Origin of the sequence: Chitinophaga sp. SYP-B3965, from assembly GCF_009647655.1 — a bacterium.
Lineage (GTDB): Bacteria > Bacteroidota > Bacteroidia > Chitinophagales > Chitinophagaceae > Chitinophaga.
In genome coordinates this window covers 1341490-1364523 of sequence record NZ_WJFD01000001.1, presented here as the reverse complement: position 1 = coordinate 1364523, position 23034 = coordinate 1341490, and the positions used below count along the sequence as shown (strand labels likewise).

Below are 23034 nucleotides of genomic sequence, written 5' to 3'. Positions count from 1 at the left end.
TCTTTATCCGTTATCTGAATCTGAATTTAAAGGATTTGCTTTGGGGCAATCGAAAGGGCAATAAGTATCTGTACCAAGGATATCATCAGCAGGTTGATCTTTAGCGCCTTGATTTCCTTGCGAAGGCAGGATATCATTGCCATTTTCATCTACTGCAACCAGTACGAATTTTTTATCACGTTTGCCATCACCGTCAATGTCCATGCCATAATAGATCCGGAGGCCGGTGGCTTCTTTCTTGTTCAGCAGTTCATTAACCTTGTTCAGACCGAAGAAACCAGCCAAAAGCGGATCTTTGTGTTTTTTACGATCGATCTGATCGATACGGTAAGCTTGTGTAAGCTTGGCGCCGTGAATAAGGGAAATAAACTTCCCGGCGTCTTTGTTAAATTTAGACATGCGTGTCAATTTAAACTGTTAAAAATAGTTATCGGGGCTAAAATTATTACAAATTCTCACATATAAAATCCCTATTAGTTGTAGTGATAACCTGCGGGGAGCCATTGAATATCAATCAAAATCATATCTGCTGCGGTTTTCCCCAGCTGATAAGCTACCCAATGGGATGTTCGATTACGTGTTTCTCCCTCCAAAATGCGTACTTCTACGCATTCAGTATTTATAGGGTCTTAACGCTTGACTGGCAGATTATTCTTTTCAAACTTTGTAACAGTGAAGAGGACGAAAAGGAGGGTTGTTGAAACCGTGTTAATTCCAAAAATTTTACACGCACTCGGGCCTTTCTACCAATGTTTGTTTCGTTAGTATGCAGAGGGTCGGCTGGTTACCCTGAAACCAGTAAACGAAAACAAGTTACCCCCAAAACTGGAAAACCAAAATGTGGTCGCTATGAGTTATCTATTAATTGGAAACATCTCTGCGTTGATCAGTGAAGAATGTATTGAACCCTTGGCAAACGCGCGGATCAGGATTTACTTACCTGTTGCCGAATACAACAGTGAAGACCTGGCGCGCGGCATTTTTAAAGATCTCAGGCAGCTGTCTGAAAGGGACGTGCAAGCCAAAGCAGAACGCCTGTTGGCCGAATCGACACTCGACGAAAGAGGTAATTTCAGCCTTGGCTGGGAAGATCTCCATCTGTTCACCGAACCGCTGGAAATGGATATATGCCTTAACAGCGTGCCCGGTAAACACAACGGCCAACAGGATTGGATCCAGTACAACCTGAGCACCTTCGTGCCCCATTGGAAAAGATCCAAAGAGAAGTATCTCGCAGCCTTCGCCTACGTGATACCTTCTGACATGTGGAGCAGGATCCGCGAAGATTTTGGAGCCTGGGTGATCACTGGTATGGTGAAACATAATGAAACCTACCAGGGACTTGGTACTTATAGAGTGGAAGCATATAATGCCCACAACGATAAATTGCTGGGCTGGTGCCTGAGCAATGAATGCGGAAGTTATAAATTGAATTTTTCACGTAAAGATATTAGTGGCAGCAGATTGCTGTACATTATAAGAGACGATAGGGCAGGTTATAGCAAAGGGCCGGACGTATATTTTAAGGTATATGACCAGAACCAGTTGATCTGGAGTGAAAGTAAAGACATGGCGTTACAGCCGGAAAGGCAGCAGATACCGCCCTGTACGAAACTGAATCTGTTCATTAAACCGCCGGGAGGAGAGAAAAAAGCTCCCAGGCTAACCGGATGGTTCAATGATTTTATAAGTAATACCAAAACAAAAAGTCATTATAAAGACCTCTATGTAATGTAGGTCTTCGCCCAATGTTGGAAGCCCCAATATCTACAAAAACAGCTACCACCCTCAGCCAAGCCTCCAACGGTAGCTGTTTTTTTCCTTTTTCTCCCTATTAGCTTAAGAAGACTAAAATCCTGGATGGTAATGCTGGAGCGTGTCGCGGAGGTACTCCCTGTCTAAATGCGTGTAGATTTCGGTAGTAGTGATGCTTTCATGCCCCAGCATCGCCTGTACCGCCCTCAGGTCGGCGCCATTTTCCACTAAGTGGGTGGCAAAAGAATGACGAAAGGTATGCGGTGAAATAGTTTTATTGATACCCGCTTTGGCAGCAAGGTCCTTAATGATGAGGAAGATCATCACCCGGCTGAGCATGCTGCCCCGGCGATTCAGGAAAAGGATATCTTCCTGGCCCTTTTTAGGCAGCATTCCTTTCCTGGTTTCATTATAATATAATAAGATGTACTTGATGGCAGATTCCCCGATAGGTATCAGCCGCTCTTTATTTCCCTTTCCAATTACCCGGATATACCCTTCATCAAAATTAAGCTGCGAGATCTTTAAAGATACCGCTTCGCTCACCCGCAATCCACAACTGTACATGGTTTCAAGGATTGCTTTATTGCGGTGACCCTCCAATTTGCTTAAGTCTATCTGGCCGATCATGCTTTCGATCTCCTCAAAACTCAAAAAATCCGGCAGCTTGCGCCGCGTTTTTGGCGCTTCCAGCAATTGGGTCGGATCTTCCCTGATCATATCCTGGTTGAGCAGGAACCGAAAAAAAGCCTTGATCCCCGAAATGATCCTGGACTGCGAAGTTGGCGTCATCCCCAAAGCTGCGATCCATTGGGCACAAGCCTGAAGGTCATCCAGCGTAACCTTTTCCGGAGGCAAAGGTTTGTTCACCTCCACCAGGTATTCCGTCAGCCGTTTAACATCCCGCTCATAAGCCTCCACCGTATTGGCCTCAAGATGGCGCTCACTCTTCAAATAGATCCGGAAGCCCTTAATGTTCGATTCCCACATAGCCTAAAAATAAACAATATCTTAGTGCAAATATTTAATATAATGCGCGGAAACATCAGATTAGTACTGGAAGTAATAATTTTATTCATGCTATCCACCATTTTGTACCTGTATTTGCTGGGGCCGATCATAGATCATTTCTCTACGGTACAGTACAACAATGATCATGTCGATTTTTTGGGACTTATCCTGCTCATCTTCATTTTCTCCATTGCTGCCTGCGTACAGAATGCAGCAACGTTAAAAAAGTTAAACAACGAAGGATGGTTGTATAGGATTATCATCTTCTTCCTGGATATCCTCGTAATGCCATTAAGTTTGCTGGCAGTAGTATTGTACAATAATTATCATGCAATTGGAATGATAAACATATCCAGTGTTTTTAACCCGTTAGTGTTTATACTTGTGCATTCGGTGTTGCAGGTATTATTTCTGTTGATACTAAAGCGTAAATCCGATAGAAATTTAATATAATATGATGAACGAGCGGTTTTTTTGTAGAAAACACCTCCCCAATCGAAATCGGTTAAAGAAAATTAATTAAAATCCACTTAATTTTAGAAATAAACGAATAAAAAACCTGATTCTTTTACTACTTTTACGCCCGCTGAGTTTTAGCAATAATGTTATATTGAAGCCTCATTTAACCACAGTTATGTCGGATTCATCGCTAAAAAGAATACAAAAGCTGTTAGTAGCAAACCGCGGAGAGATCGCGGTAAGGATTTTAAGAGCAGCATCGGAATTACGGATCAGGACCGTAGCCATCTTCACATATGAGGACCGCTACTCCCTACACCGCTATAAAGCGGACGAAGCATACCAGATCGGAAAAGACGATGAACCCCTTAAACCTTACCTGGATATAGAGGCCATTATCCATATGGCCAAAACCCAGGAAGTAGACGCCATCCACCCCGGTTATGGCTTCCTCAGTGAAAACGTTCAGTTTGCTCGCAGATGTAAAGAAGAAGGTATCATTTTCGTCGGCCCAGATCCCTCAGTAATGGATCAGCTCGGCGATAAAGTAGCCGCCAAAACACTCGCCAGAAGGGTAGGAGTACCATTGATCGAAGACAGTGAAGCAGAACTTAAAGAACTGTCCACCGTGAAATCAGAAGCCAAACGCATCGGCTTCCCCATCATCTTAAAAGCAGCATTCGGTGGCGGTGGCCGTGGTATGCGCGTAGTGCATCAGGAAGATCAGCTGGAAAAAGCATTCTCCGAAGCCAGAAGCGAAGCAGGTAAAGCATTCGGTAATGATACCATCTTCATTGAAAAGTTCATTGAAGAACCCAAACACATTGAAGTACAATTGATGGGGGACAATCATGGCAATATCGTTCACCTCTACGAAAGGGATTGCTCCGTGCAACGCCGTTTCCAGAAAGTAGTAGAAATTGCTCCTTCGCCCAATCTGCCACAGGAAACAAAAGAAGAAATATACGGATATGCGTTAGCGTTAGCCCGCGCCGTAAAATATAATAACGTAGGTACCGTAGAGTTCCTGGTAGACCGCCAGAACAAAGTTTACTTCATTGAAGTAAATCCTCGTATCCAGGTAGAACATACCGTTACAGAAGAAGTAACCGGTATCGACATCGTACGTTCTCAAATACTTATTGCCAAAGGGCATCATCTATCAGATCCCGAGATCTTCCTGAAAAGCCAGGAAGATGTAAGACTGAATGGTTTCGCCATCCAATGCCGTGTAACCACAGAAGATCCGGAAAACAATTTCACACCAGACTATGGTACCGTTATTGCTTACCGTAACGCAGGTGGTTTTGGTATTCGTTTGGATGAAGGCAGTGCCTATTCCGGCGTAAAGATCTCCCCGTTCTTTGATTCCATGCTGGTGAAAGTAACCGCATCAGGCCGTACCCTTTCAGGTGCCGCCGGTCGTTTACACCGGACATTAAAGGAGTTCAGGATCCGTGGTGTAAAAACCAATATCCGCTTCCTGGAAAACGTGATCACACACGACACTTTCCGCAAAGGCAATTGCACCGTTAGCTTCATAGATAAACATCCGGAGCTGTTCAAACTGTCGCCAATAAGGGACAGGGCCACTAAAACCCTGATGTACCTGGCAGACGTAACCGTGAACGGCCATGTAGATGTAAAAGGAAAGAACGACAACAAACGCTTCCGCGTACCCACTATTCCATCATTTGATCCGCTGGCACCCGTACCAAACGGTTCCCGCAACAAACTGGAAGAATTAGGTCGTGAGCAGTTCTCCCAATGGCTGCGGAACGAAAAGCCCGTTTACTTTACAGACACTACTTACAGAGATGCACACCAAAGCCTGCTGGCTACCCGTGTTCGCTCAAAAGATATATTGGCAGTAGCAGAAGGATACGCCCGCAACAATCCACAGATCTTCTCCATGGAAGTATGGGGTGGCGCCACATTTGATGTAGCCATGCGTTTCCTCCATGAAGATCCATGGCGCAGATTGCAGAACTTAAGGCAGGCAATGCCCAACGTATTACTGCAAATGCTTTTCCGCGGCTCCAACGCAGTAGGTTATTCCGCGTATCCGGAAAATCTCATCGCTAAGTTCATCGAAAAAGCAGCAGAGAACGGCATCGACATCTTCCGCATTTTCGATTCCCTCAATGATATTGATGCCATGACACCCAGCATTGGTTTCGTGCGTAACAACACCAAATCACTGGCACAGGCCGCTATCAGCTATACAGGCGATCTGCTGAATAAAGACAATAAGAAATATACCCTGGATTATTACATCACCCTTGCCAAAAAATTAGAAGATGCCGGAGCACACATGCTCTGTATCAAAGACATGGCAGGATTGCTGAAACCCCAGGCTGCAACCGTTTTGGTAGAAGCATTGAAAGATGCCGTAAAACTGCCGATCGTATTACATACACACGATACCGCATCCGTTCAGGCTGCTACTTACCTGAAAGCAATTGAAGCAGGAGTGAATGTAGTAGATTGTGCTATTGCATCTCTCAGCGGCCTCACTTCCCAGCCCAACCTCAATTCCATGGCGGCTATCCTGGAAGGCCATGAGCGCAGTCAGCACATGAACCTTCATTCATTGAATGAATACAGCAACTATTGGGAAGATGTACGCGAGTACTATTATCCTTTTGAATCAGATATGAAAGCCGGAACGGCACAGGTGTATGAGAACGAGATCCCTGGTGGTCAGTACTCCAACCTCCGCCAGCAGGCTGAATCGCTGGGCCTGGGAGATAAACTGGAAACTATCAAGTTTAACTACGCAGTAGTGAACCAGCTGTTTGGCGACATCGTGAAAGTAACGCCAAGTTCCAAAGTAGTAGGGGATATGGCGCTGTTCATGACCTCCAACAATCTCACTGCACAAGAGGTATTGGACGAAACCCGCAACCTCGCATTCCCTGCGTCCGTTCAAGGTTTCTTCAAAGGCGAGATCGGTTTCCCCTATGGCGGATTCCCTGAAAAGCTGCAAAAAATAGTACTGAAAGGACAAAAGCCTCTCACCGGCAAACCCAACGGCCATTTACCACCCGTTGATTTCGACAGTGATTTCGCTGCCTTCCAGCTAAAATATCCACTGGCCGAATTCCTCGATTACCTCAGCTACCACATGTTCCCCAAAGTATTTGAAGAATACTACGAACATGCAGGTATCTACGGAAACGTAGAAGCCATCCCAACACCCGCATTCTTCTACGGATTGAAGCTGGGAGAGGAGATACTGATCACACTCGGCAGAGGCAAAACCATCATCGTAAAACTCGTGTACGTATTGCCTGCAGACGAAAGCGGCATGCGCACCGTAGTATTTGAATTGAATGGTTACACCCGCCGTGTACAGATCAGGGATAAAGCCGTAAAAAGCGAAGTACCTGTAAACAAAAAAGTAGCCAACAAAGATCTGGAAGTAGGCGCACCCTTACAAGGCAAGCTCTCCAAACTGCTCGTAAAAGCAGGAGATAGCATCAGCGCCAACACCCCACTCTTCATCATCGAAGCGATGAAGATGGAAACCACGGTAACCGCTACACGAGACTCAAAAGTTAAAACCGTCCATCTCCGGGAAGGCACCATGGTTCAGCAGGATGACCTGGTGGTGGAATTGGATGCATAAGGAAATAAAAAAAGGCTGTCTCTAAGACGGCCTTTTTAATACATACTAAAATGAAGATATTCTTAATTCACGGGGGGATTTTTTTAACTTACTTTATAGCAACATCGCTAAAGTTTGTTTATGAAAGATCTCCCAACCCGATCGGGCATGGAATACTGCTGTTGCTCTGTATGCTGATGCATATTGCCGGAGGGATATACTGGATTGTCGCTCACAGGAAAACAATGTTAAAAGCGGATGTTATTAAACATGTTGCAGCATTGCTTTTACCGATCCTGATATTCTTCATCTTTAGCACCCCCATTTACGAGTTACTGTGGAAATGGAGAGGAGATTAAAATACAAAGAGGCGCATCTCAAAAAAGAGACGCCTCTTTATAAAAACCTTAAAACCAAAATCCCTCTCCCCATAAATAAAAAATCCCGAAGGGATTCCCATTAGAGCACAATAAGCCCTACCTAAAATAACCCATCAAAATCCTTCCACAACCCTTCCCGCTCATTTGCCTCAAATTTAATCTCCCATTTCACCGCAGACAACACCGCCTTCGTCTTCTCAAACTCAAACACAGACCATGGCACCTGCCCACCATTGATCGTATTCTTCCAATTATCTTTTTCTCTCCATTTCCCATTGGCAATCCTTTCAAGGATATTCAGGTAAGGAACATAATCAGTATACAAACCTCTTGTAATAGTAGGATACCCTGCAGCACTGATCTTCAGCAAAGCATTCACCGGCATACTGAATTGCGCTCTCCCGTTAATAAGCCGGAAAGAATTGATCTTCTCACCAGTAAGCATTACATCCACCTGCCCATCCACCGGTTTCCCGGTAGCCGGAGAAACAACCGTAAGATCGATCTTAGACTGCAAGGGCCGAGGCCTTACCTCATTTGCAAACCGGAAGTAAAAAGGAGAAGTAATAGCCACAGAATGCCTCCCACCCGGGAACCCCTGCTGCACCGCAGATTTCTCAGCAGCATCACAATAAGCCATCACATCTATATTCTCCGGTTTATCCCAAGCCTCACGGCCATACGCTTTCACCACATACCAGGCATTTTCTTTCTCAGACAAAGAAAGCGTTTCCGAAAACTCCCGGGGCTTTTTATCCCGCAGGTCCCATAAACGAAACACCTTGCCATTGCGGAACACAACAACATAAGATAAGTGGTCCGCCGGATCACCAGATGCATAAGCGTTGATATGAAGCTTATTCGTGTTACCATTTAAAGGAACCACATCACCCACCTGGTATTGATTATCGATATCAGCAAGGATAGCAGGCCCGGAGGTCACAAACGTATGTCCTTTACGAACAGCATCGCGAATACCATCAACCGAAGCCGCAGATGAAGCCAGGTAATAAGTCCGCACCTGCCCATAATAGAATTTATTATCATCCGGATAACCACCATCCAGCTCTGAAAAAGGCGGCATGATATAACCTTCATTCAGCAAATGGAACCAGATATTCTGATAGTAATAGTTATCATTCATATAACCCATCACCGTCATCCCACTCCATATATTCCCGGAAAGCAATCCAAAAGAAAGATTACCCACAACATTGGTAGTATACTTGCTGATATCACCACGTTGCTGCATCCACCAGGAAGTAGGATGCGCAATGATAGCCATCGCATCTTGTGATTTCGAATAGCGGGGAATAACTTCAACATCCGGAATGAATTTAAACTTCAACCAGGAGTAATCCCACTCCGTATGCTGAAATGCCTGGTAGTATTGGTTCTCATACACCGTATCCATCAGGTTTTCAAAATTACCCAATGTACTGCTCAACCCCAGCCACCATACATGCCCTGTACGGTATTTAGGCATTTCTGCGCCATAATATAAATTGAATTTATCATCGCTTACTTTAGCATAAGCTGCTCTCCAGGTATTGTCGTTAAATCCACCCCAACCCTGGCAGGCACTGATGAAATCAACACCTTGTGCCAGGCAGATCTTACGTACCTGTCTTGGTATCGTGTCATTAGATTTTTTATCAGAATACAAATGCGCATGCCCGTCTCCGTTTAACCATCCACGTTGTTTGAGATTGATCCATGGCTGAAGAAAGATCACAGCTTTAACTCCTTCGTTTTCTTTCACGGTAAACGTATGTTCCTGTATCAGGTGATCAATGCCATGAACGATCTTTATACCATACACTCCCGGTTTTAATGGAATCGAAAAAGTCCCGTCTTCTTCCGTGAAGATGCCCTCTAATTTATTCTTATAATAGTAAGTAGCCTGTATTTTCTGTGCAGTGTCTCTTACTTCGATCCTTGCGGATAAGGGCTTTTTCATAACCCCGTCAAATACCTGTCCTTTAATACCAGTAAAGCCCTTCAGCGGTGTGATGGTCTGTGCAGAAGCACACCATGGAAAGAGCAGCAAAAGAAAGATCCCAATTACATTTTTATTCAACATACGGTGTGCTGTTTTTATATAGAACGAACACACAAAGCGTTTAACTAATCCACCAAGAGAAAATATTTTGATAATAAATCCTTAATACAGGAATCCTTCCACATTCGCACTAACATGATCATCTTTATCCAATGAAAAGAAGACAATTTCTACAACACTCATCATTAGCCGCGCTGGCATCTTCCATATTATCCCCGCTTGATCTGTTTGCAACTGATAAGCAAAAGCAATGGGATGGCACAACTGCCAGGAACATTATCTTCCTGGTAAGTGATGGCATGAGCATTGGTACATTATCCATGGCTAATATGCTGCTGCACAGAAAAGAAGGCCGTTCCAGCAGCTGGATAAAATTGTATGAAGAAGGAAAAGCAAAGAGAGCGTTAATGGATACAGCATCTGCCGATGCATTAGTAACTGATTCTGCTGCCGCCAGTTCTGCATGGGGCGGAGGTGTACGTGTACCAAATGGTATGCTGAATGTTAATGCCGATGGTTCTTTCAACACACCCATCCTGCAAAAATTCAAAGCAGCCGGCAAATCTGTAGGTTGCGTAACAACCGTTCCCATCACACACGCAACACCGGCAGGTTTTTGTGTAAACAATGCCAACCGCGGCTCACAACCGGAAATTGCAGAACAATACCTGTCGCTCAGGTTTGATGTTATGATGGGAGGGGGCACAGAATTTTTCAGCGCCAATACCAGGAAAGATAAACAGGACCTCTTTGCCAAATATGCACAAGCTGGTTTCAATGTAGTGCGCACAAAACAGGAAATGCAACAGGCCAACGCAAGCAAACCTATGATGGCCGTATTTCATGAGGATGCGTTGCCCTTCAGCATAGATGCCGTTAGCAGCAGCATTCCTTCACTCGCAGAAATGACGAAGTCTGCCATTGAACAAATGAATAACAACAAGAAAGGTTTCGTGTTACAGGTAGAGGGCGGGAAAGTAGACTGGGCAGCACATTCCAACGATGTAGGTGGATTGATATATGATCAGATCGCTTTTGACGAAGCGATAAAAGTAGCAATTGAATTCGCAGAAAAGGATAAGAACACTCTTGTCATTATCACAACAGACCATGGTAATGCCAACCCAGGCATCTTCGACGGAAGCCCGAACGACAAAAAATTCGACAGCATCCAACACTTTAAACACAGCAACGACTGGTTACTGAACGGCATCGATAAAGGATTTACAACAGCACAGGTGAGAGAAAGGGTAGAAGCTGCATTCGGCTTCACCGTTACACCAGAGGAAGCACAAGCCCTGCTGAGCCATTATACCAATCTGAATGAAGAAGGTTTGTACAACAACCGTAAGCTGCCCTTCAAAGAACTGGGAGTACTACTGAACCGTTACACTACAGTGAGCTGGGGCTCTATGGGCCATTCCGGAGATCACGTGGAATTAACCATGATGGGGCCTGGCAGTGAAATGTTGCAGCCGTTCATGAAAAATACTGCCTTACATAATCTCATGCTGGAAGCCACCGGCGTAAAGAAAGGATAGAGTGAAACCATGAAAGCTGTACATCCATCAGCTTTCATGGTCTTGTTTCTTAAAGGTTTCTTAACATAACGCCATTGATTCTTTTTAATAGTTTTACAACGGCAACCTTATACACGGGAACATGGAAGATTTTAAAATTGCCAATTTTAACAGGGGGAAAACGGGCGCCTTTAATTACATATACAAGCTGTTCAATAAGCCACTGCTTTATTTCGCTTTCAGTCTTACCAACAACCATGCAGAATCACAGGATATAGTATCTGAGGTCATGATCAGGTTATGGGAGAAAAGAGAAGATTTTGAAGATGTAACAAAGATCAGGTCTTTCCTTTATGTGGCGGTGCGCCACGCCAGCATTGATTATTTAAGGGCGAAACAACGGCATGATCTTTCTCACAGCGAGATCCTCTACTTATCTGAAGAAGGAGAGCTGATGATCAATGAACACCGTATTCAGGCAGAAGTATTGCATGAATTATATAAAGAGATCAAAAAGCTTCCACCACAATGCGGACAGGTTTTTAAACTGTTGTTCTTTAACAGGAAAACCACTGCCGAAATCGCCGCGCTGATGGGTATTCACCCGCAAACAGTCCTTAATCAAAAAACCAGAGCGCTGCAGCTATTACGTACGGCACTGTTCAAGAAGAACCTGCCTGCTTATTACGTACTGTTATCCATCATATGTTACCTCCCTGATGCAGCAATGCCTGCATAATTATTTTTATTCTTCTTTGGTTAAATCTGCAACCGGTTCGTTCTATATATAACAGATCCGGAAACACGCTTCATGGAAATAGAAAATCAAAAAATAGTTGCGCTCATATTAAAGCATCTCCGCCAGGAATTAACAGAAGAGGAGAAGGCTGAATTGCAGTATTGGATAGCCGCTTCAGATAGGAACGCGTTACTTTTCCGGCGTTGTACAGATGATCTTTTTTTAGAAGAAGGACTGGAATCCCTGGATCAATTGGGTGATGAAGACGTATGGGAAAATGAGAAAGTATGGACGGCCATTAAAGGAAGGAAGCCCATTAAGATGAAGGCATGGTATGCCGCAGCAGCCAGCATCCTGATCATCATCAGCGTGACCGTTTATCAGTTTACAAGACCAGTTGCAGCACCACCACAAATGGCGCAGACTCCCGTGATCCTTCCCGGAACCAACAAAGCAGTATTGCAATTGGCAGACGGAACCATCATCCCGCTGGACAGTACTGCGAATGGTACACTGGCGCAACAGGGCAATATCAATATCATCAAACTGGATTCCGGCAAACTCGCTTACCAGGCAGATGCAGCTACAGACGAAAGTAACTTATATAATACCATCATAACACCCCGTGGCGGACAATACCAGGTAACACTCGCAGATGGAAGTAAAGTATGGCTGAATGCTGCTTCATCATTACGTTTCCCCGCCACCTTCAAAGGCCGGCCAAACAGGGTAGTGGAATTGATCGGAGAAGCTTATTTCGAAGTAGCAAAAGATAAACAACAGCCCTTCCGTGTTACCACAAAGAATGTTGAGATAGAAGTACTGGGCACACACTTTAATGTAATGGCCTATAAGGATGAAGATATGCTCAAAACCACCCTGCTGGAAGGATCTGTAAAAGTAAGCAGCGATGCCGCAAGTGCATTACTGCAACCAGGCCAGCAGGCACAGGTAACAACAGGAAAACCAGGCATAGCCATCGTAAAGGATGCAGATGTGCAGCAGGCTACCGCATGGAAGAATGGCATCTTTGAATTTACAGGAGAAGATATCCACTCCGTTATGCGCCAGTTGGCAAGGTGGTATGACATTGATGTGCAAATTGCCGCGCCCATTTCATCCCACTTTATGGGCACCATCTCCCGGAATGTGAATGCATCAGAAGTATTTAAGATGCTGGAAATGACCGGCGCCGTAAAATTCACCAGTAAAAATAACCAGGTAACCGTACGCTCTAAATAACGAAAATATGGGTCCTTAAAAGGTACACCAACCCATAAAAAAGCCGGAAGCGTTTGCAGCGCAGCCGGCAAGGTCCGGGTTGTTGTTTTTTCAATCGCGTTCAACAATTGATTTCTCACCCAAACATGCCAAAGGTATGCATTTATTTTTTCCCGGAAAAAGGGGAAGTGACCAGCCTGTATATAACGGTATCGGCTTTTCCCGATTTTTTAACCACCTTATCAGAATAATGAAGCTAGCCGCTTTTTATATGTTGCTTTTTGTGCTGCAGGTGAATGCCAAAGTGTATTCCCAGAAAGTCACCATTTCGCAACATAACTTATCGCTCGAAAAGGTTTTCAGGACCATCCAGAAACAAACAGGATACCATTTCCTGTGCACACTGGAACAACTGAAGGATACCCGCAACATTGATATCAATGTAAAAGACGCTTCCCTGGAAGACGTACTGGAGCATTGTTTCAAAGACCAGCCCCTGAAATACGCGATCGCCAATAAAACGATCATCGTGGAAAGGAAGGCCGGGATCTTTTCTCTTCCCTCCGTTCTTTTTGCCGAAATATCCGGTAACATCAGCGATTCTGCAAAGGGAACACCTTTACAGGGCGTAACCATCCAGGTAAAAGGTACCGCAGTAGGAACAGTGACAGACGAAAACGGTTATTTCAAACTAACCGTTTCTGAAGGATCTATCTTGCTCATTTCCTACCTAGGTTACAACAAGCAGGAAATCCTGTACACCGGCCAGCAGAAACTGAACATCCGCCTGAGCGCATCCCGCTCCGGTTTGAATGAATTGGTAGTAGTAGGTTATGGTGCACAAAAGAAAGCCACATTAACCGGTGCCATTTCCAACCTGGTAGCAGATGAAATTCAAACCACCACACATTCCAGCCTTGCGCAAAGCCTTCAGGGCAAAATGCCCGGTTTGCAGATCAGGCAGAATACCGGCGAACCGGGAGATTTCAACACCATGATCAATATCCGTGGTTTTGGAACACCCCTGTACGTAATTGACGGTATCACCCGCGATGGTGCCACTGAATTCCAAAAGCTCAATCCGGAAGACATAGAAAGCATTTCCATCCTGAAAGATGGTTCTGCCGCCATTTACGGCTTAAATGCTGCTAACGGCGTAGTGATCGTTACCACAAAAAAAGGTACTTCAGGGAAAGCTAAATTTACCTACAGCCATGTTACCGGTTTCCAGGTTCCTACGAGCATGCCTAAAATGACCAGCGCCGCACAACACATGGAAATGATGAACGAAGCCAACATTAACGGCGGCGGAAATCCCATCATCTCCAAAGAAGAACTGGAGAAATACCAGTTAGGCCTGCCCGGATATGGCTCTACTGACTGGTACGATGAAACTTTCAGAAAATATTCCACACAATCCATGCACAACATTTCTGCACAGGGAGGAAATGAATCCGTTTCCTATTACCTCAGCTTCGGCTTGCAGAATGATGAGGGTTTGCTGAAGTCAGGAGATATGGATTATAAGAAATACACCTTCCGCTCCAATATCACCGCCCAGCTCACAAAAGACCTGACCGCAGATATTAACTTATCCGGTTTATCAGACACACGGAATAAACCCGGCACAGATTTCTTTACCATCTTTAAGCAAACACGTACCTCTCTGCCAACGGAAAGTGTATATGCCAACAACAATCCTGCATATCCTAACATGATCCTTCCATTGGATAACCCCGTTTTCCTGTCAGACAGAGATTATACCGGTTATAATGAAACAAAGAATAAAGCCTTTCAATCCACTATCGCGTTAACCTACACTGCTCCATTTCTGAAAGGTTTGCGTGTAAAAGGAATGGCATCCTACGATAGTAATGATGAACTCATCAAAAGCCTGGTGAAAAGCTACAAGGTATATAAGTACGATCCTACAACTGAAACATACGTAGCGTTCGATAAGAACAATCCTGCTAAAATTTCCAACACCAACACAGACAGGAATCGGGTAAACATCCAGGGGCAGATCTTCTACAATACCACCATAGCAAAAGATCATAACATCGGTGCAACACTGGTATATGAGCAAACAGAAAGCAAAAGCAGGTATTCCTATTTGTCCCGCCAATATAGTTTTTATACAAATGATCAGATAGATCAGGCCAGCAACAACGTACAGGAAACAAGAGGAAATGAAGGCGAAGCTGCCAATAAATCGTACCTCGGCCGTATCACCTATAACTACAAGAGCAAGTACCTGCTTGAATTTGCAGGCAGATACGATGGCTCCTACCGTTACAGCCCTTCCAACAGATGGGGATTCTTTCCGGTAGTATCCGGTGGATGGATCGTTTCAGAAGAAAACTTCCTGAAGAACAAAGTACCCCTCATTTCTTATCTTAAAGTGAGAGGATCTTACGGAACAGTAGGGCAGGACAATGCAGCCAATGCTTTCCAATACATTCAGGGTTTCTCCACTTCAGGCGGCGCATCTTATGAATTCGTAAACGGTACCAGCCTGAATGGTGTAGCTTCACCTCCCATTGTAAATGAAGCCCTCACCTGGTACGTAGCCAACATCGCTAACATCGGTTTGGACGTAGGACTTTTCCAGGGAAAACTAACCTTTGAAGGAGACCTCTTTCAAAGAGATCGCACAGGCCTGCTTGCATACCGCAGCGTATCCCTCCCCAATACTTTTGGTGGTGCACTACCACAGGAAAACCTCAATAGCGACAGGGTACAGGGATTTGACATCTCCATCGGCCATCAGCAAAAACTGCGTGATTTCTCTTACAGCATCAAAGGTAACCTGAGTTTCTCCAGGACCATGCAGATGTATGTGGAACGCGGTCCTTTCAGAAGCAGCATGGAAAGATGGAAAAACGGAACAGGTAACCGCTGGACGGATATCCGTTGGGGATACCAGGTGAATGGCCAATTCCAGAACCAGGAAGAAATATATTTTGCACCGGTACAGGATGGCAACTTAGGTAACACCAAAGAACTGCCCGGAGATTTCCGTTACAATGATGTAAATGGCGATGGCATCATCAATGACCAGGACCAGTTACCACTCTTCCGCAACGATCAGCCTAAATATTATTACGGCCTTGTTTTAGATGCATCCTGGAAAGGATTTGATCTCAACATGGTGATGCAGGGCGCCGGTGATTACACCGTACGGTTTGGTCAAACCTATGCCGGACCTTTCAACTTTAATGGTAACTCCCCCGAATTCTTTTACGACAGATGGCACCAGGCAGATCCTTATGATCCTAACAGTCCATGGATAGCCGGAAAATGGCCTGCCACCCGTTTCGATGCAAACAGAGGCGCTATGGGTCTTGAAAGTGATATATGGAGAAAAGATGCCTCTTACTTCCGTCTCAAAAGTATTATGCTCGGTTACACCATTCATTCTGCATTCATCAAAAGGACCGGCATAAAGAATATCCGGATCTATGTAAATGCACACAACCTCTTCACCATTGCCGATTCATTTGTAAGACAATTTGATCCGGAGAAAATTGAAGGCGATTACAGCGGCGGTTATACTTACCCGCTCACCAAAAGTTATAACCTGGGTTTAAACGTCACCTTTTAATGCTTCAACTCATGAGAAAGATATTACTATTATGCACGGTGCTGATACTCTCCGCCGGCTGTAAGAAAAACTTCCTGGACAGGCGCCCTACAGATAAGCTGGACAGCAAAGCGCTGTTCGCAGATCCTCTTGTTGGAACAAGAGTGTATATGGCGAATTTATACGGACAATTACCCATAGAAGATTTCCGGTTCTACGACAGGGGATGGTCTTATGTAGAATGGATGGCCCCATCCGTAGTAACCACCGCTTTCCTCACCGATGAATCCATTCACTCCCAATGGGATGTTAAACTCGCAGACGGCGGCACCAGCTGGTGGGAACCAGGCTACAAACTGATCCGCGACGTAAATCTCCTGATAGATCTGCTCCCTGAATTATCAATGACAGAAGACAACAGGAAGATGATCATGAGCGAATGTTCCTTCATCCGTGCCTTCGCCTATTTTGGCTTAGCTAAAAGATATGGCGGTCTTCCCATCATCAAAACAGCACAGAAATACAGCAACAATGTAGACGAGTTAAAAGTACCCAGAAGCACAGAAAAAGACACCTGGGATTTTGTACTCAGCGAATGTGATAAAGCCGTAGAATCCCTGCCTGATGTAAGAAGCGGAGATGATAAACGCAGGGCCACAAAATGGGCTGCATATGCATTAAAATCACGCGCAGCATTATACGCAGCTTCTATTGCGAAACACTGGAACAAAGCACCACTTTCCGGCGAAGCTGTAGACAAAGGTTTGGTAGGTATTCCTGCCGCAGAAGCAAACAGGTATTATGATGAATGTATCAAAGCAGCAGCAGCCATCATGAACTCCGGAAAGTATGGTTTATACAAACCAACACCAGCCAGCAGAGAAGAAGCCGCCAACAACTACACCACTTTATTCCAGGACCCTAATGCAGCAGAATCAGGTACAGCCGTAGAACCGATCTTCATAAAAGGATACGCCAAAGTAGGAGAGGGCCACAACTATGACCTCTGGTACCAACCCAACCAAACCTCCAACGGATGGGCTAATCCGGGTCGTATGAATCCATCGCTGGAATTTGTAGATCAATATGAAAACTACAGCACACCTGGTGAAGCACACCCCATCGTAACTACAACAGATGGTGATGTAAATAATTACAACGGTTACGATGCATCCAGAACATACCTGCGCTTCGATGGCCCTAATGATATCTTCAAAGATAAAGATGCCCGCTTATGGGGTACCGCTGTACTCCCCGGTACTACCTGGAAAGGAAAAACCATCATCATACAAGGTGGATACATCCAACCCGATGGCGTAGCAAAAATTGAAACCGATGCTAACATCGTAGTGAACGGCACCACATATTACACATTCGGCGCCGCCAACTGGACAGATTATTCAGGCTTCAATCCATCCAATCTCCAAATGACACGCTCCGGTTTCAGCTACAAGAAATTCATGCAACCAGCCCTGATGCCTCCTGTAGAAAGGAATGCCATCACAGACTGGATGGAATTCAGATATGCTGAAGTGATGTTAAACTTTGCCGAAGCAGCAGCAGAAAGCGGCGCTTCACAGGCAGAAGGCACAAAAGCCTTAAACGACTTACGCCGCAGAGCTGGCCACACCGTAGATATTCCATTAACCATCGGCTCTGTGCTCAGAGAAAGAACAGTAGAACTCGCCTTCGAAAATCACCGCTATTGGGATCTGATGCGTCGCAGGGATTTCCACACAGTGTTCAACAATACATCCCGCCGTGCGCTGGTACCCGTATTGGATCTGCGTGTAACACCTGCCAAGTATATCTTCATTCGCAAAACCGCTTCAAAAACAGTTCAGATCACATTTTTACCCAAGTGGTATTATGTATCCATTCCCGGAATTTCCGCTAATGGTTTAGTTCAGAACCCTCAGTATTAATAGCTTAATATGATCATCATGAAACGTATACAATTATATGCTGTGGCTGTTTCCATGTTGCTGGCCAGTTCCTGCAGTAAACTGGATAACTACGGTGCGCCCGATTCAGCCCTGTACGGCTCCATACTGGATATCAAAACAAATGAATTAGTAGAACAGGATATCATCAATGGAACGCAGATAGAATTTTTGGAGCAGGGATACGAGAATCCAATAAGCCAATACATGGTTATCAAGAACGATGGTACCTACCGGAACAATCTCGTTTTCAGCGGCGCCTACGACATCAGACCTGTAAGAGGGAACTGCCTGCCCATAGATATGCAACGCATACAGGTAAAAGGCAGCACCCAATTGGATTTCAAAGTACAACCCTACATCCGCGTCCAAAATGTGTCCATCCAAAAGATCGGCACAAAAGTGGTGGCTACTTTCAATCTGGAACAAACCGTGGCGGGCAAAGTGAAGAAGATCGGTCTCTATGCACATCCCGAACCAATAGTAGGAGAGCCCGTCCGCACTGTAGCCGCAGAGCAACAGATCAATACCACAACAAATATTAACACTGTATACCGACTGGAAATAGATCTCCCGGCCAATGCATCCCTTAAACCAGGTAAAGAGTATTTCTTCCGGGTAGGCGCATTAATAGATGTGCCGGAAATGAAACCGAATTACGCGAAGGCTGTGAGGATAGTGATTTAATGAATGGGAGAGGGCATCTGGAGAAGGGTGCCCTCTTTTATTATACCCCGGTTACAAATCTTTCCTATTTTAGTGTATGGTTAAAAGAATCGTCGCAAATATTGACACCAAAAACATCGCTAAAGCCGAGGCCTTTTATAAAACGGTACTGGGCCTGGAAATCCTGATGGATCATGGTTGGATCACAACGTATGGAGTAGAAAATGAAAACATGGCCGTGCAGATCAGCTTTGCTACACAAGGAGGTTCCGGAACCTTAACACCAGACCTGTCAATTGAAGTGGACGATTTCGAAGATACATTAAGCCGGGCTAAGGAAGCCGGATTTGCGATCGATTACGGCCCGGTAACGGAGCCCTGGGGTGTAAAAAGATTTTATGTCCGTGATCCTTTCGGCAAGCTCATTAATATTTTGTGTCACGTTTAAATGTTCAGGCAAAAAAAACCGACAGGAAGTGGAGAGGAGATTAAAAACATCTTTGCTGAAAAAAGCATAATTTAGGTTAACAATTCCTCTACCTCACTATGAACAAACCAAAATTGATTTCCCTGGCCATGCAGGGGATCTTGTTATTTATATTTCTCTTCAGCGGAAAGGTGATCGCGCAAACAGCCCTTATCAAAGAGGCAAAGGCAAAACTAGTCTTCTCAAAAGATAGCATTGAGCGGGTGAACACATTGAACCGCGTGGGGTTCCTGTACCACGAGAAGGACATTGATAGTTGTTTCTCCTATGGTATGAAAGCAAAAATATTGGCGGGTAAGATACACTATGCTAAAGGAATAGCAGATGCAGATAATGTTTTAGCCATTTCCCTTGGCTTGAGAGGTTTATACAAGGAATCACTTGAACTGTTCAATACCGCCTTAAAATCTTACAGGCAGCAGGCTGATACCTCCAATATTGCACAGGTGCTCATGAACATGGCCTTGACCTACAATCTGGTTGGAGATACTACAAAAGAAAAATTGTTTTACCTGGAGGCCATGACAACAGCCGGCAGAACTAAGCAGGATAGCATCCTGAGCCTGGTATACCTCAATTATGCCATCAGTAATTCGGAAGCATTTTTAGAAGATAGTGTGAGATATTACCTGGATAAGTCGCAAGCCATAGCGCAACGGTATAACGACGACCGGATATTGATTTCAGTCAGTTTGGAGCGGGCTTACCTCCTGATGAACACAGACAAGCACGAGGAAGCTCTGTTGCTTATTCAGCGGGCGCTGGATAAATCCCGTAATGACGGAGTGGAATACCTTGAAATGAATATATTGGGGCAGCTCGGTGTCTATTACAAGAATGACCCGGACAGTGCACTGAAATATTATAGTCTGACCTATAAGCTGATTGAGGAAAAAGGGTATACCAGTTTTAAAACAATGGCCCTGCAGGGCATTTTGGAAAAAACCGAATTGATCGGCAACAAAGACAGTATTATCAAAGCTAACCAGCTGATGACGGCCGCACTCGCGGAAGAAAATGAAAATCTGAAAAAGTTTATCGGGGACTATATTAAATATAACGTCATTCAGGAAGATAACAGGCTGCTGGAAGCCAGCAACAGTAATAAACAGACAAAGATCTGGTTCCTGATCGCACTATGTAGTATTTGCAGTCTGCTGGCTGTTTTTATTTACCGGCAGTACCGCGTGTCTCGTAACCTGCATAAAACAGTCAGCGAACAAAACAATCATCTGCGGGAAGCACTTGTTGCCTTAGAACAGAGCCAGGCAGATAATACACGTATCATGAAAATTGTCGCACATGATCTGCGTAATCCGATTGGTGCAATGATCTCAATTGCCTACCTGCTGGTAGAAGATAAAGATCGTTCAGAAAACGATAAGAAGATGCTGGAACTGCTCAAAACCGCGGGGGAGAATTCTCTGGAACTGGTGGACGACCTGTTGCGGATACATACCCGCGTGGAAGAGTTAAAGAAAGAACCTGTAGATCTGTACCAATTGCTGCATTATTGTGTGGAACTGTTACATTTTAACGCCGAGAAGAAAATGCAACAGATCAATTTAAGGGCAAAACAGATCACCCTTGAGGTGAACCGGGAGAAAATGTGGCGGGTAGTCAGTAACCTGATTGGCAATGCCATTAAGTTTAGCCCTAAGGGTTCAGTCATTTCTGTAACCATGGAAAAAAAGGCCAATGAAGTGATCATTTCGGTAAAAGATCAGGGCATTGGCATTCCTGATGAAATGAAGGATAAACTATTTAACATGTTCACAGAGGCCAGGAGAACAGGAACCGCCGGTGAAAAATCTTTTGGCCTGGGCCTGGCCATTTCAAAACAGATCGTAGAAGCCCACGGTGGAAATATATGGTATGAAAGTACACCCGGTGAAGGAGCTACTTTCTTTGTTGAGCTACCATCATAAAAAAGGCCCCGATAGGAAAATCCCACCGGAGCCTCTAAAAAAGTATCGAAAACTAGAATTTCTCCAAGCCACTGAAGAAGAAATTCCCTTCAATCTCAGCATTCTCATCAGAATCAGAGCCATGAATCGCGTTACGGCCAATAGATTCAGCATAAGTCTTACGGATAGTACCTTCTTCCGCCTGAGCAGGATTAGTAGCACCAATAAGCTTGCGGAAATCTTCCACAGCATTGCTCTTCTCCAGGATAGCGGCAACAATATGCCCACTGCTCATGAATTCAACCAATTCACCATAAAAAGGTCTCTCTTTGTGTACTGCATAAAACTCCCCAGCCTTCTCAGCAGAAAGTTTAGTTTGCTTCATTGCTACAATCCTGAAACCTGCTGCGCAGATCTTGTCCAGGATTCCTCCGATGTGCCCATTTTCAACGGCATCGGGCTTGATCATGGTAAATGTTCTGTTACTCATATTGTGAATTAGTCGTTTTTTCAGATTTAACCAATTGGGGTTCCGCGCGCAAAAGTAAACAGTTTTTGTTTAGCAGTAAAAAATTTTGAAATACTGGTCCAAATGAAGAACTTCGCACTTCGTTTGCTTAAACGAAAACAGGCTATTTATAACAGCTTGTAAATTAAAATCTTATAGTTATTTGGAATGAAGCCAATCGAGGAAATCAAACCGTTACTGGAAAGCCCCAAGAAAGTGGTGGTCACCATGCACCAGAAGCCCGATGCTGACGCAATGGGCTCGTCATTAGCGATGTGCCACTACCTGCGCCGAAAGGGGCATGATGTAACGGTAATATCGCCTACAAATTTCCCCGACTTTCTCAAATGGATGCCCGGTAGCGATACCGTCCTCGATTTTGAGTCCGCCCAGGAGAAATCGATCAAGGCTTTAGAAGGGGTGGAACTCCTGTTCTGCCTGGATTTCAACACCATGAGTCGTACCAAGACCATGGAACCTTACCTCGAAAAGCTCCAATGCGTAAAGATCCTGGTAGATCATCACCTGGAACCGCAGCCGGACTTCGATTACGGGATCAGTGATACCACTGCCGCCTCAACCGCCCAGCTGGTATACGAGATCATTTACCGCCTTGGGGATGAACATTATATAGATAATGACATAGCCCAATGCATCTACGCCGGCACCATGACGGACACCGGTTCCTTCCGTTTTGCCAGTACTTCAGCCCGCGTACACCGCATGGTGGCCGATCTGCTGGAAAGAGGGCTCGAACACGAACTCATCCACCAGGCCATATATGATAACTTCCTGGAAAACAGGCTCCGTTTCATCGGACACAGCCTGCTGAACCGTATGGAAGTCTATTATGAGGCCAATACAGCCATTATGGCCATCCCTTACAGCGACCTGAAACGCTTCGATTTGCAAACAGGAGACACAGAAGGCCTGGTAAATTTCCTTTTGTCCATCCAAGGCATTAAATTAGCGGCTTTAATTATCGATCGGAACTCTGAGGTAAAGCTCTCATTCCGCTCAAAAGGTAATTTTGACGTTAATACATTCGCCCGAAAATATTTTGAAGGAGGAGGGCATTTTCACGCATCAGGAGGAAGAAGCACAGATTCGCTCGAAAGAACAGTGCAACGTTTCCTGAAAGCAATGCATGAGAATGAAGACATTTTGCAATAGACTCACTTAA

At 44.8% G+C, this 23034-nt stretch carries 17 protein-coding genes; 13 read left to right on the top strand and 4 right to left on the bottom strand.

Annotated elements, in window-relative coordinates:
- Window positions 1–3: 3 nt before the first annotated feature.
- Window positions 4–399: a hypothetical protein gene (locus GFS24_RS05345; protein ID WP_153658543.1), complete on the bottom strand. Its 396-nt coding sequence runs from the start codon at window positions 397–399 to the stop codon at window positions 4–6.
- A gap of 450 nt (window positions 400–849) precedes the next feature.
- Between GFS24_RS05345 and GFS24_RS05340 the strand changes: the two genes are divergently transcribed.
- A complete protein-coding gene (locus tag GFS24_RS05340; RefSeq protein ID WP_153658542.1) occupies window positions 850–1737 on the top strand; it encodes a hypothetical protein in 888 nt (295 codons plus the stop codon).
- 111 nt (window positions 1738–1848) lie between these two features.
- Here the strand turns inward: GFS24_RS05340 and xerD are convergent, their stop codons facing one another.
- Window positions 1849–2745, bottom strand: coding sequence for a site-specific tyrosine recombinase XerD (xerD, locus tag GFS24_RS05335; protein WP_153658540.1), 897 nt, complete (start codon window positions 2743–2745; stop codon window positions 1849–1851).
- Between the two features lie 87 nt (window positions 2746–2832).
- On the opposite strand from xerD, the gene GFS24_RS05330 reads away from it, so the two are divergent.
- The 3 genes from GFS24_RS05330 (at window position 2833) to GFS24_RS05320 (ending at window position 7194) form a co-directional block, all read left to right on the top strand.
- Complete coding sequence (locus tag GFS24_RS05330) at window positions 2833–3219, top strand: hypothetical protein (protein WP_153658538.1); 387 nt, start codon at window positions 2833–2835, stop codon at window positions 3217–3219.
- Window positions 3220–3400: 181 nt separating this feature from the next.
- The gene (locus tag GFS24_RS05325) at window positions 3401–6856 is read left to right on the top strand and encodes a pyruvate carboxylase (RefSeq protein WP_153658537.1); all 3456 of its coding nucleotides are present in this window, start codon (window positions 3401–3403) and stop codon (window positions 6854–6856) included.
- Between the two features lie 50 nt (window positions 6857–6906).
- Window positions 6907–7194, top strand: coding sequence for a hypothetical protein (locus GFS24_RS05320; protein WP_153658535.1), 288 nt, complete (start codon window positions 6907–6909; stop codon window positions 7192–7194).
- A 121-nt stretch (window positions 7195–7315) separates the two neighbouring features.
- Here the strand turns inward: GFS24_RS05320 and GFS24_RS05315 are convergent, their stop codons facing one another.
- The gene (locus GFS24_RS05315; RefSeq protein WP_153658534.1) at window positions 7316–9298 is read right to left on the bottom strand and encodes a CehA/McbA family metallohydrolase; all 1983 of its coding nucleotides are present in this window, start codon (window positions 9296–9298) and stop codon (window positions 7316–7318) included.
- Between the two features lie 131 nt (window positions 9299–9429).
- Here GFS24_RS05315 and GFS24_RS05310 point away from each other — a divergent pair, with 131 nt between their 5' ends.
- From GFS24_RS05310 to GFS24_RS05275, 8 genes are all read left to right on the top strand, one after another.
- Window positions 9430–10818, top strand: a complete 1389-nt coding sequence (locus tag GFS24_RS05310; protein WP_153658533.1) for an alkaline phosphatase — start codon at window positions 9430–9432, stop codon at window positions 10816–10818.
- A gap of 121 nt (window positions 10819–10939) precedes the next feature.
- Entirely contained in the window at window positions 10940–11536 is a 597-nt protein-coding gene (locus GFS24_RS05305; RefSeq protein WP_153658531.1) for an RNA polymerase sigma factor, read from the top strand.
- A 72-nt stretch (window positions 11537–11608) separates the two neighbouring features.
- On the top strand, window positions 11609–12778 hold the full coding sequence (locus tag GFS24_RS05300) for a FecR family protein (protein ID WP_153658530.1): 1170 nt from the start codon (window positions 11609–11611) through the stop codon (window positions 12776–12778).
- A 229-nt stretch (window positions 12779–13007) separates the two neighbouring features.
- Window positions 13008–16361, top strand: a complete 3354-nt coding sequence (locus GFS24_RS05295) for a TonB-dependent receptor (RefSeq protein ID WP_153658528.1) — start codon at window positions 13008–13010, stop codon at window positions 16359–16361.
- Between the two features lie 11 nt (window positions 16362–16372).
- Entirely contained in the window at window positions 16373–18265 is a 1893-nt protein-coding gene (locus GFS24_RS05290; RefSeq protein WP_216647360.1) for a RagB/SusD family nutrient uptake outer membrane protein, read from the top strand.
- Window positions 18266–18283: 18 nt separating this feature from the next.
- Entirely contained in the window at window positions 18284–18970 is a 687-nt protein-coding gene (locus GFS24_RS05285) for a DUF3823 domain-containing protein (protein WP_153658526.1), read from the top strand.
- Between the two features lie 76 nt (window positions 18971–19046).
- On the top strand, window positions 19047–19397 hold the full coding sequence (locus GFS24_RS05280) for a VOC family protein (protein ID WP_153658525.1): 351 nt from the start codon (window positions 19047–19049) through the stop codon (window positions 19395–19397).
- A gap of 98 nt (window positions 19398–19495) precedes the next feature.
- Window positions 19496–21364: a tetratricopeptide repeat-containing sensor histidine kinase gene (locus tag GFS24_RS05275; protein WP_153658523.1), complete on the top strand. Its 1869-nt coding sequence runs from the start codon at window positions 19496–19498 to the stop codon at window positions 21362–21364.
- A 52-nt stretch (window positions 21365–21416) separates the two neighbouring features.
- On the opposite strand, the gene GFS24_RS05270 is transcribed toward GFS24_RS05275, so the two are convergent.
- Window positions 21417–21833 (bottom strand): nucleoside-diphosphate kinase, encoded by a 417-nt coding sequence (locus GFS24_RS05270; RefSeq protein ID WP_153658521.1) that lies wholly within the window; start codon window positions 21831–21833, stop codon window positions 21417–21419.
- 186 nt (window positions 21834–22019) lie between these two features.
- Between GFS24_RS05270 and GFS24_RS05265 the strand changes: the two genes are divergently transcribed.
- The gene (locus GFS24_RS05265; RefSeq protein ID WP_153658520.1) at window positions 22020–23024 is read left to right on the top strand and encodes a bifunctional oligoribonuclease/PAP phosphatase NrnA; all 1005 of its coding nucleotides are present in this window, start codon (window positions 22020–22022) and stop codon (window positions 23022–23024) included.
- Window positions 23025–23034 lie beyond the last annotated feature (10 nt).

Bases quoted from the DNA above. Each gene is read 5' to 3' on its own strand.
- GFS24_RS05275 (WP_153658523.1), top strand. From the start codon at position 19,496: ATGAACAAACCAAAATTGATTTCCCTGGCCATGCAGGGGATCTTGTTA.
- GFS24_RS05325 (WP_153658537.1), top strand. From the start codon at position 3,401: ATGTCGGATTCATCGCTAAAAAGAATACAAAAGCTGTTAGTAGCAAAC.
- GFS24_RS05330 (WP_153658538.1), top strand. From the start codon at position 2,833: ATGCTATCCACCATTTTGTACCTGTATTTGCTGGGGCCGATCATAGAT.
- GFS24_RS05290 (WP_216647360.1), top strand. From the start codon at position 16,373: ATGAGAAAGATATTACTATTATGCACGGTGCTGATACTCTCCGCCGGC.
- GFS24_RS05310 (WP_153658533.1), top strand. From the start codon at position 9,430: ATGAAAAGAAGACAATTTCTACAACACTCATCATTAGCCGCGCTGGCA.
- GFS24_RS05305 (WP_153658531.1), top strand. From the start codon at position 10,940: ATGGAAGATTTTAAAATTGCCAATTTTAACAGGGGGAAAACGGGCGCC.
- GFS24_RS05285 (WP_153658526.1), top strand. From the start codon at position 18,284: ATGAAACGTATACAATTATATGCTGTGGCTGTTTCCATGTTGCTGGCC.
- GFS24_RS05295 (WP_153658528.1), top strand. From the start codon at position 13,008: ATGAAGCTAGCCGCTTTTTATATGTTGCTTTTTGTGCTGCAGGTGAAT.
- GFS24_RS05340 (WP_153658542.1), top strand. From the start codon at position 850: ATGAGTTATCTATTAATTGGAAACATCTCTGCGTTGATCAGTGAAGAA.
- GFS24_RS05320 (WP_153658535.1), top strand. From the start codon at position 6,907: ATGAAGATATTCTTAATTCACGGGGGGATTTTTTTAACTTACTTTATA.
- GFS24_RS05345 (WP_153658543.1), bottom strand. From the start codon at position 399: ATGTCTAAATTTAACAAAGACGCCGGGAAGTTTATTTCCCTTATTCAC.
- GFS24_RS05300 (WP_153658530.1), top strand. From the start codon at position 11,609: ATGGAAATAGAAAATCAAAAAATAGTTGCGCTCATATTAAAGCATCTC.
- GFS24_RS05270 (WP_153658521.1), bottom strand. From the start codon at position 21,833: ATGAGTAACAGAACATTTACCATGATCAAGCCCGATGCCGTTGAAAAT.
- GFS24_RS05280 (WP_153658525.1), top strand. From the start codon at position 19,047: ATGGTTAAAAGAATCGTCGCAAATATTGACACCAAAAACATCGCTAAA.
- xerD (WP_153658540.1), bottom strand. From the start codon at position 2,745: ATGTGGGAATCGAACATTAAGGGCTTCCGGATCTATTTGAAGAGTGAG.
- GFS24_RS05315 (WP_153658534.1), bottom strand. From the start codon at position 9,298: ATGTTGAATAAAAATGTAATTGGGATCTTTCTTTTGCTGCTCTTTCCA.
- GFS24_RS05265 (WP_153658520.1), top strand. From the start codon at position 22,020: ATGAAGCCAATCGAGGAAATCAAACCGTTACTGGAAAGCCCCAAGAAA.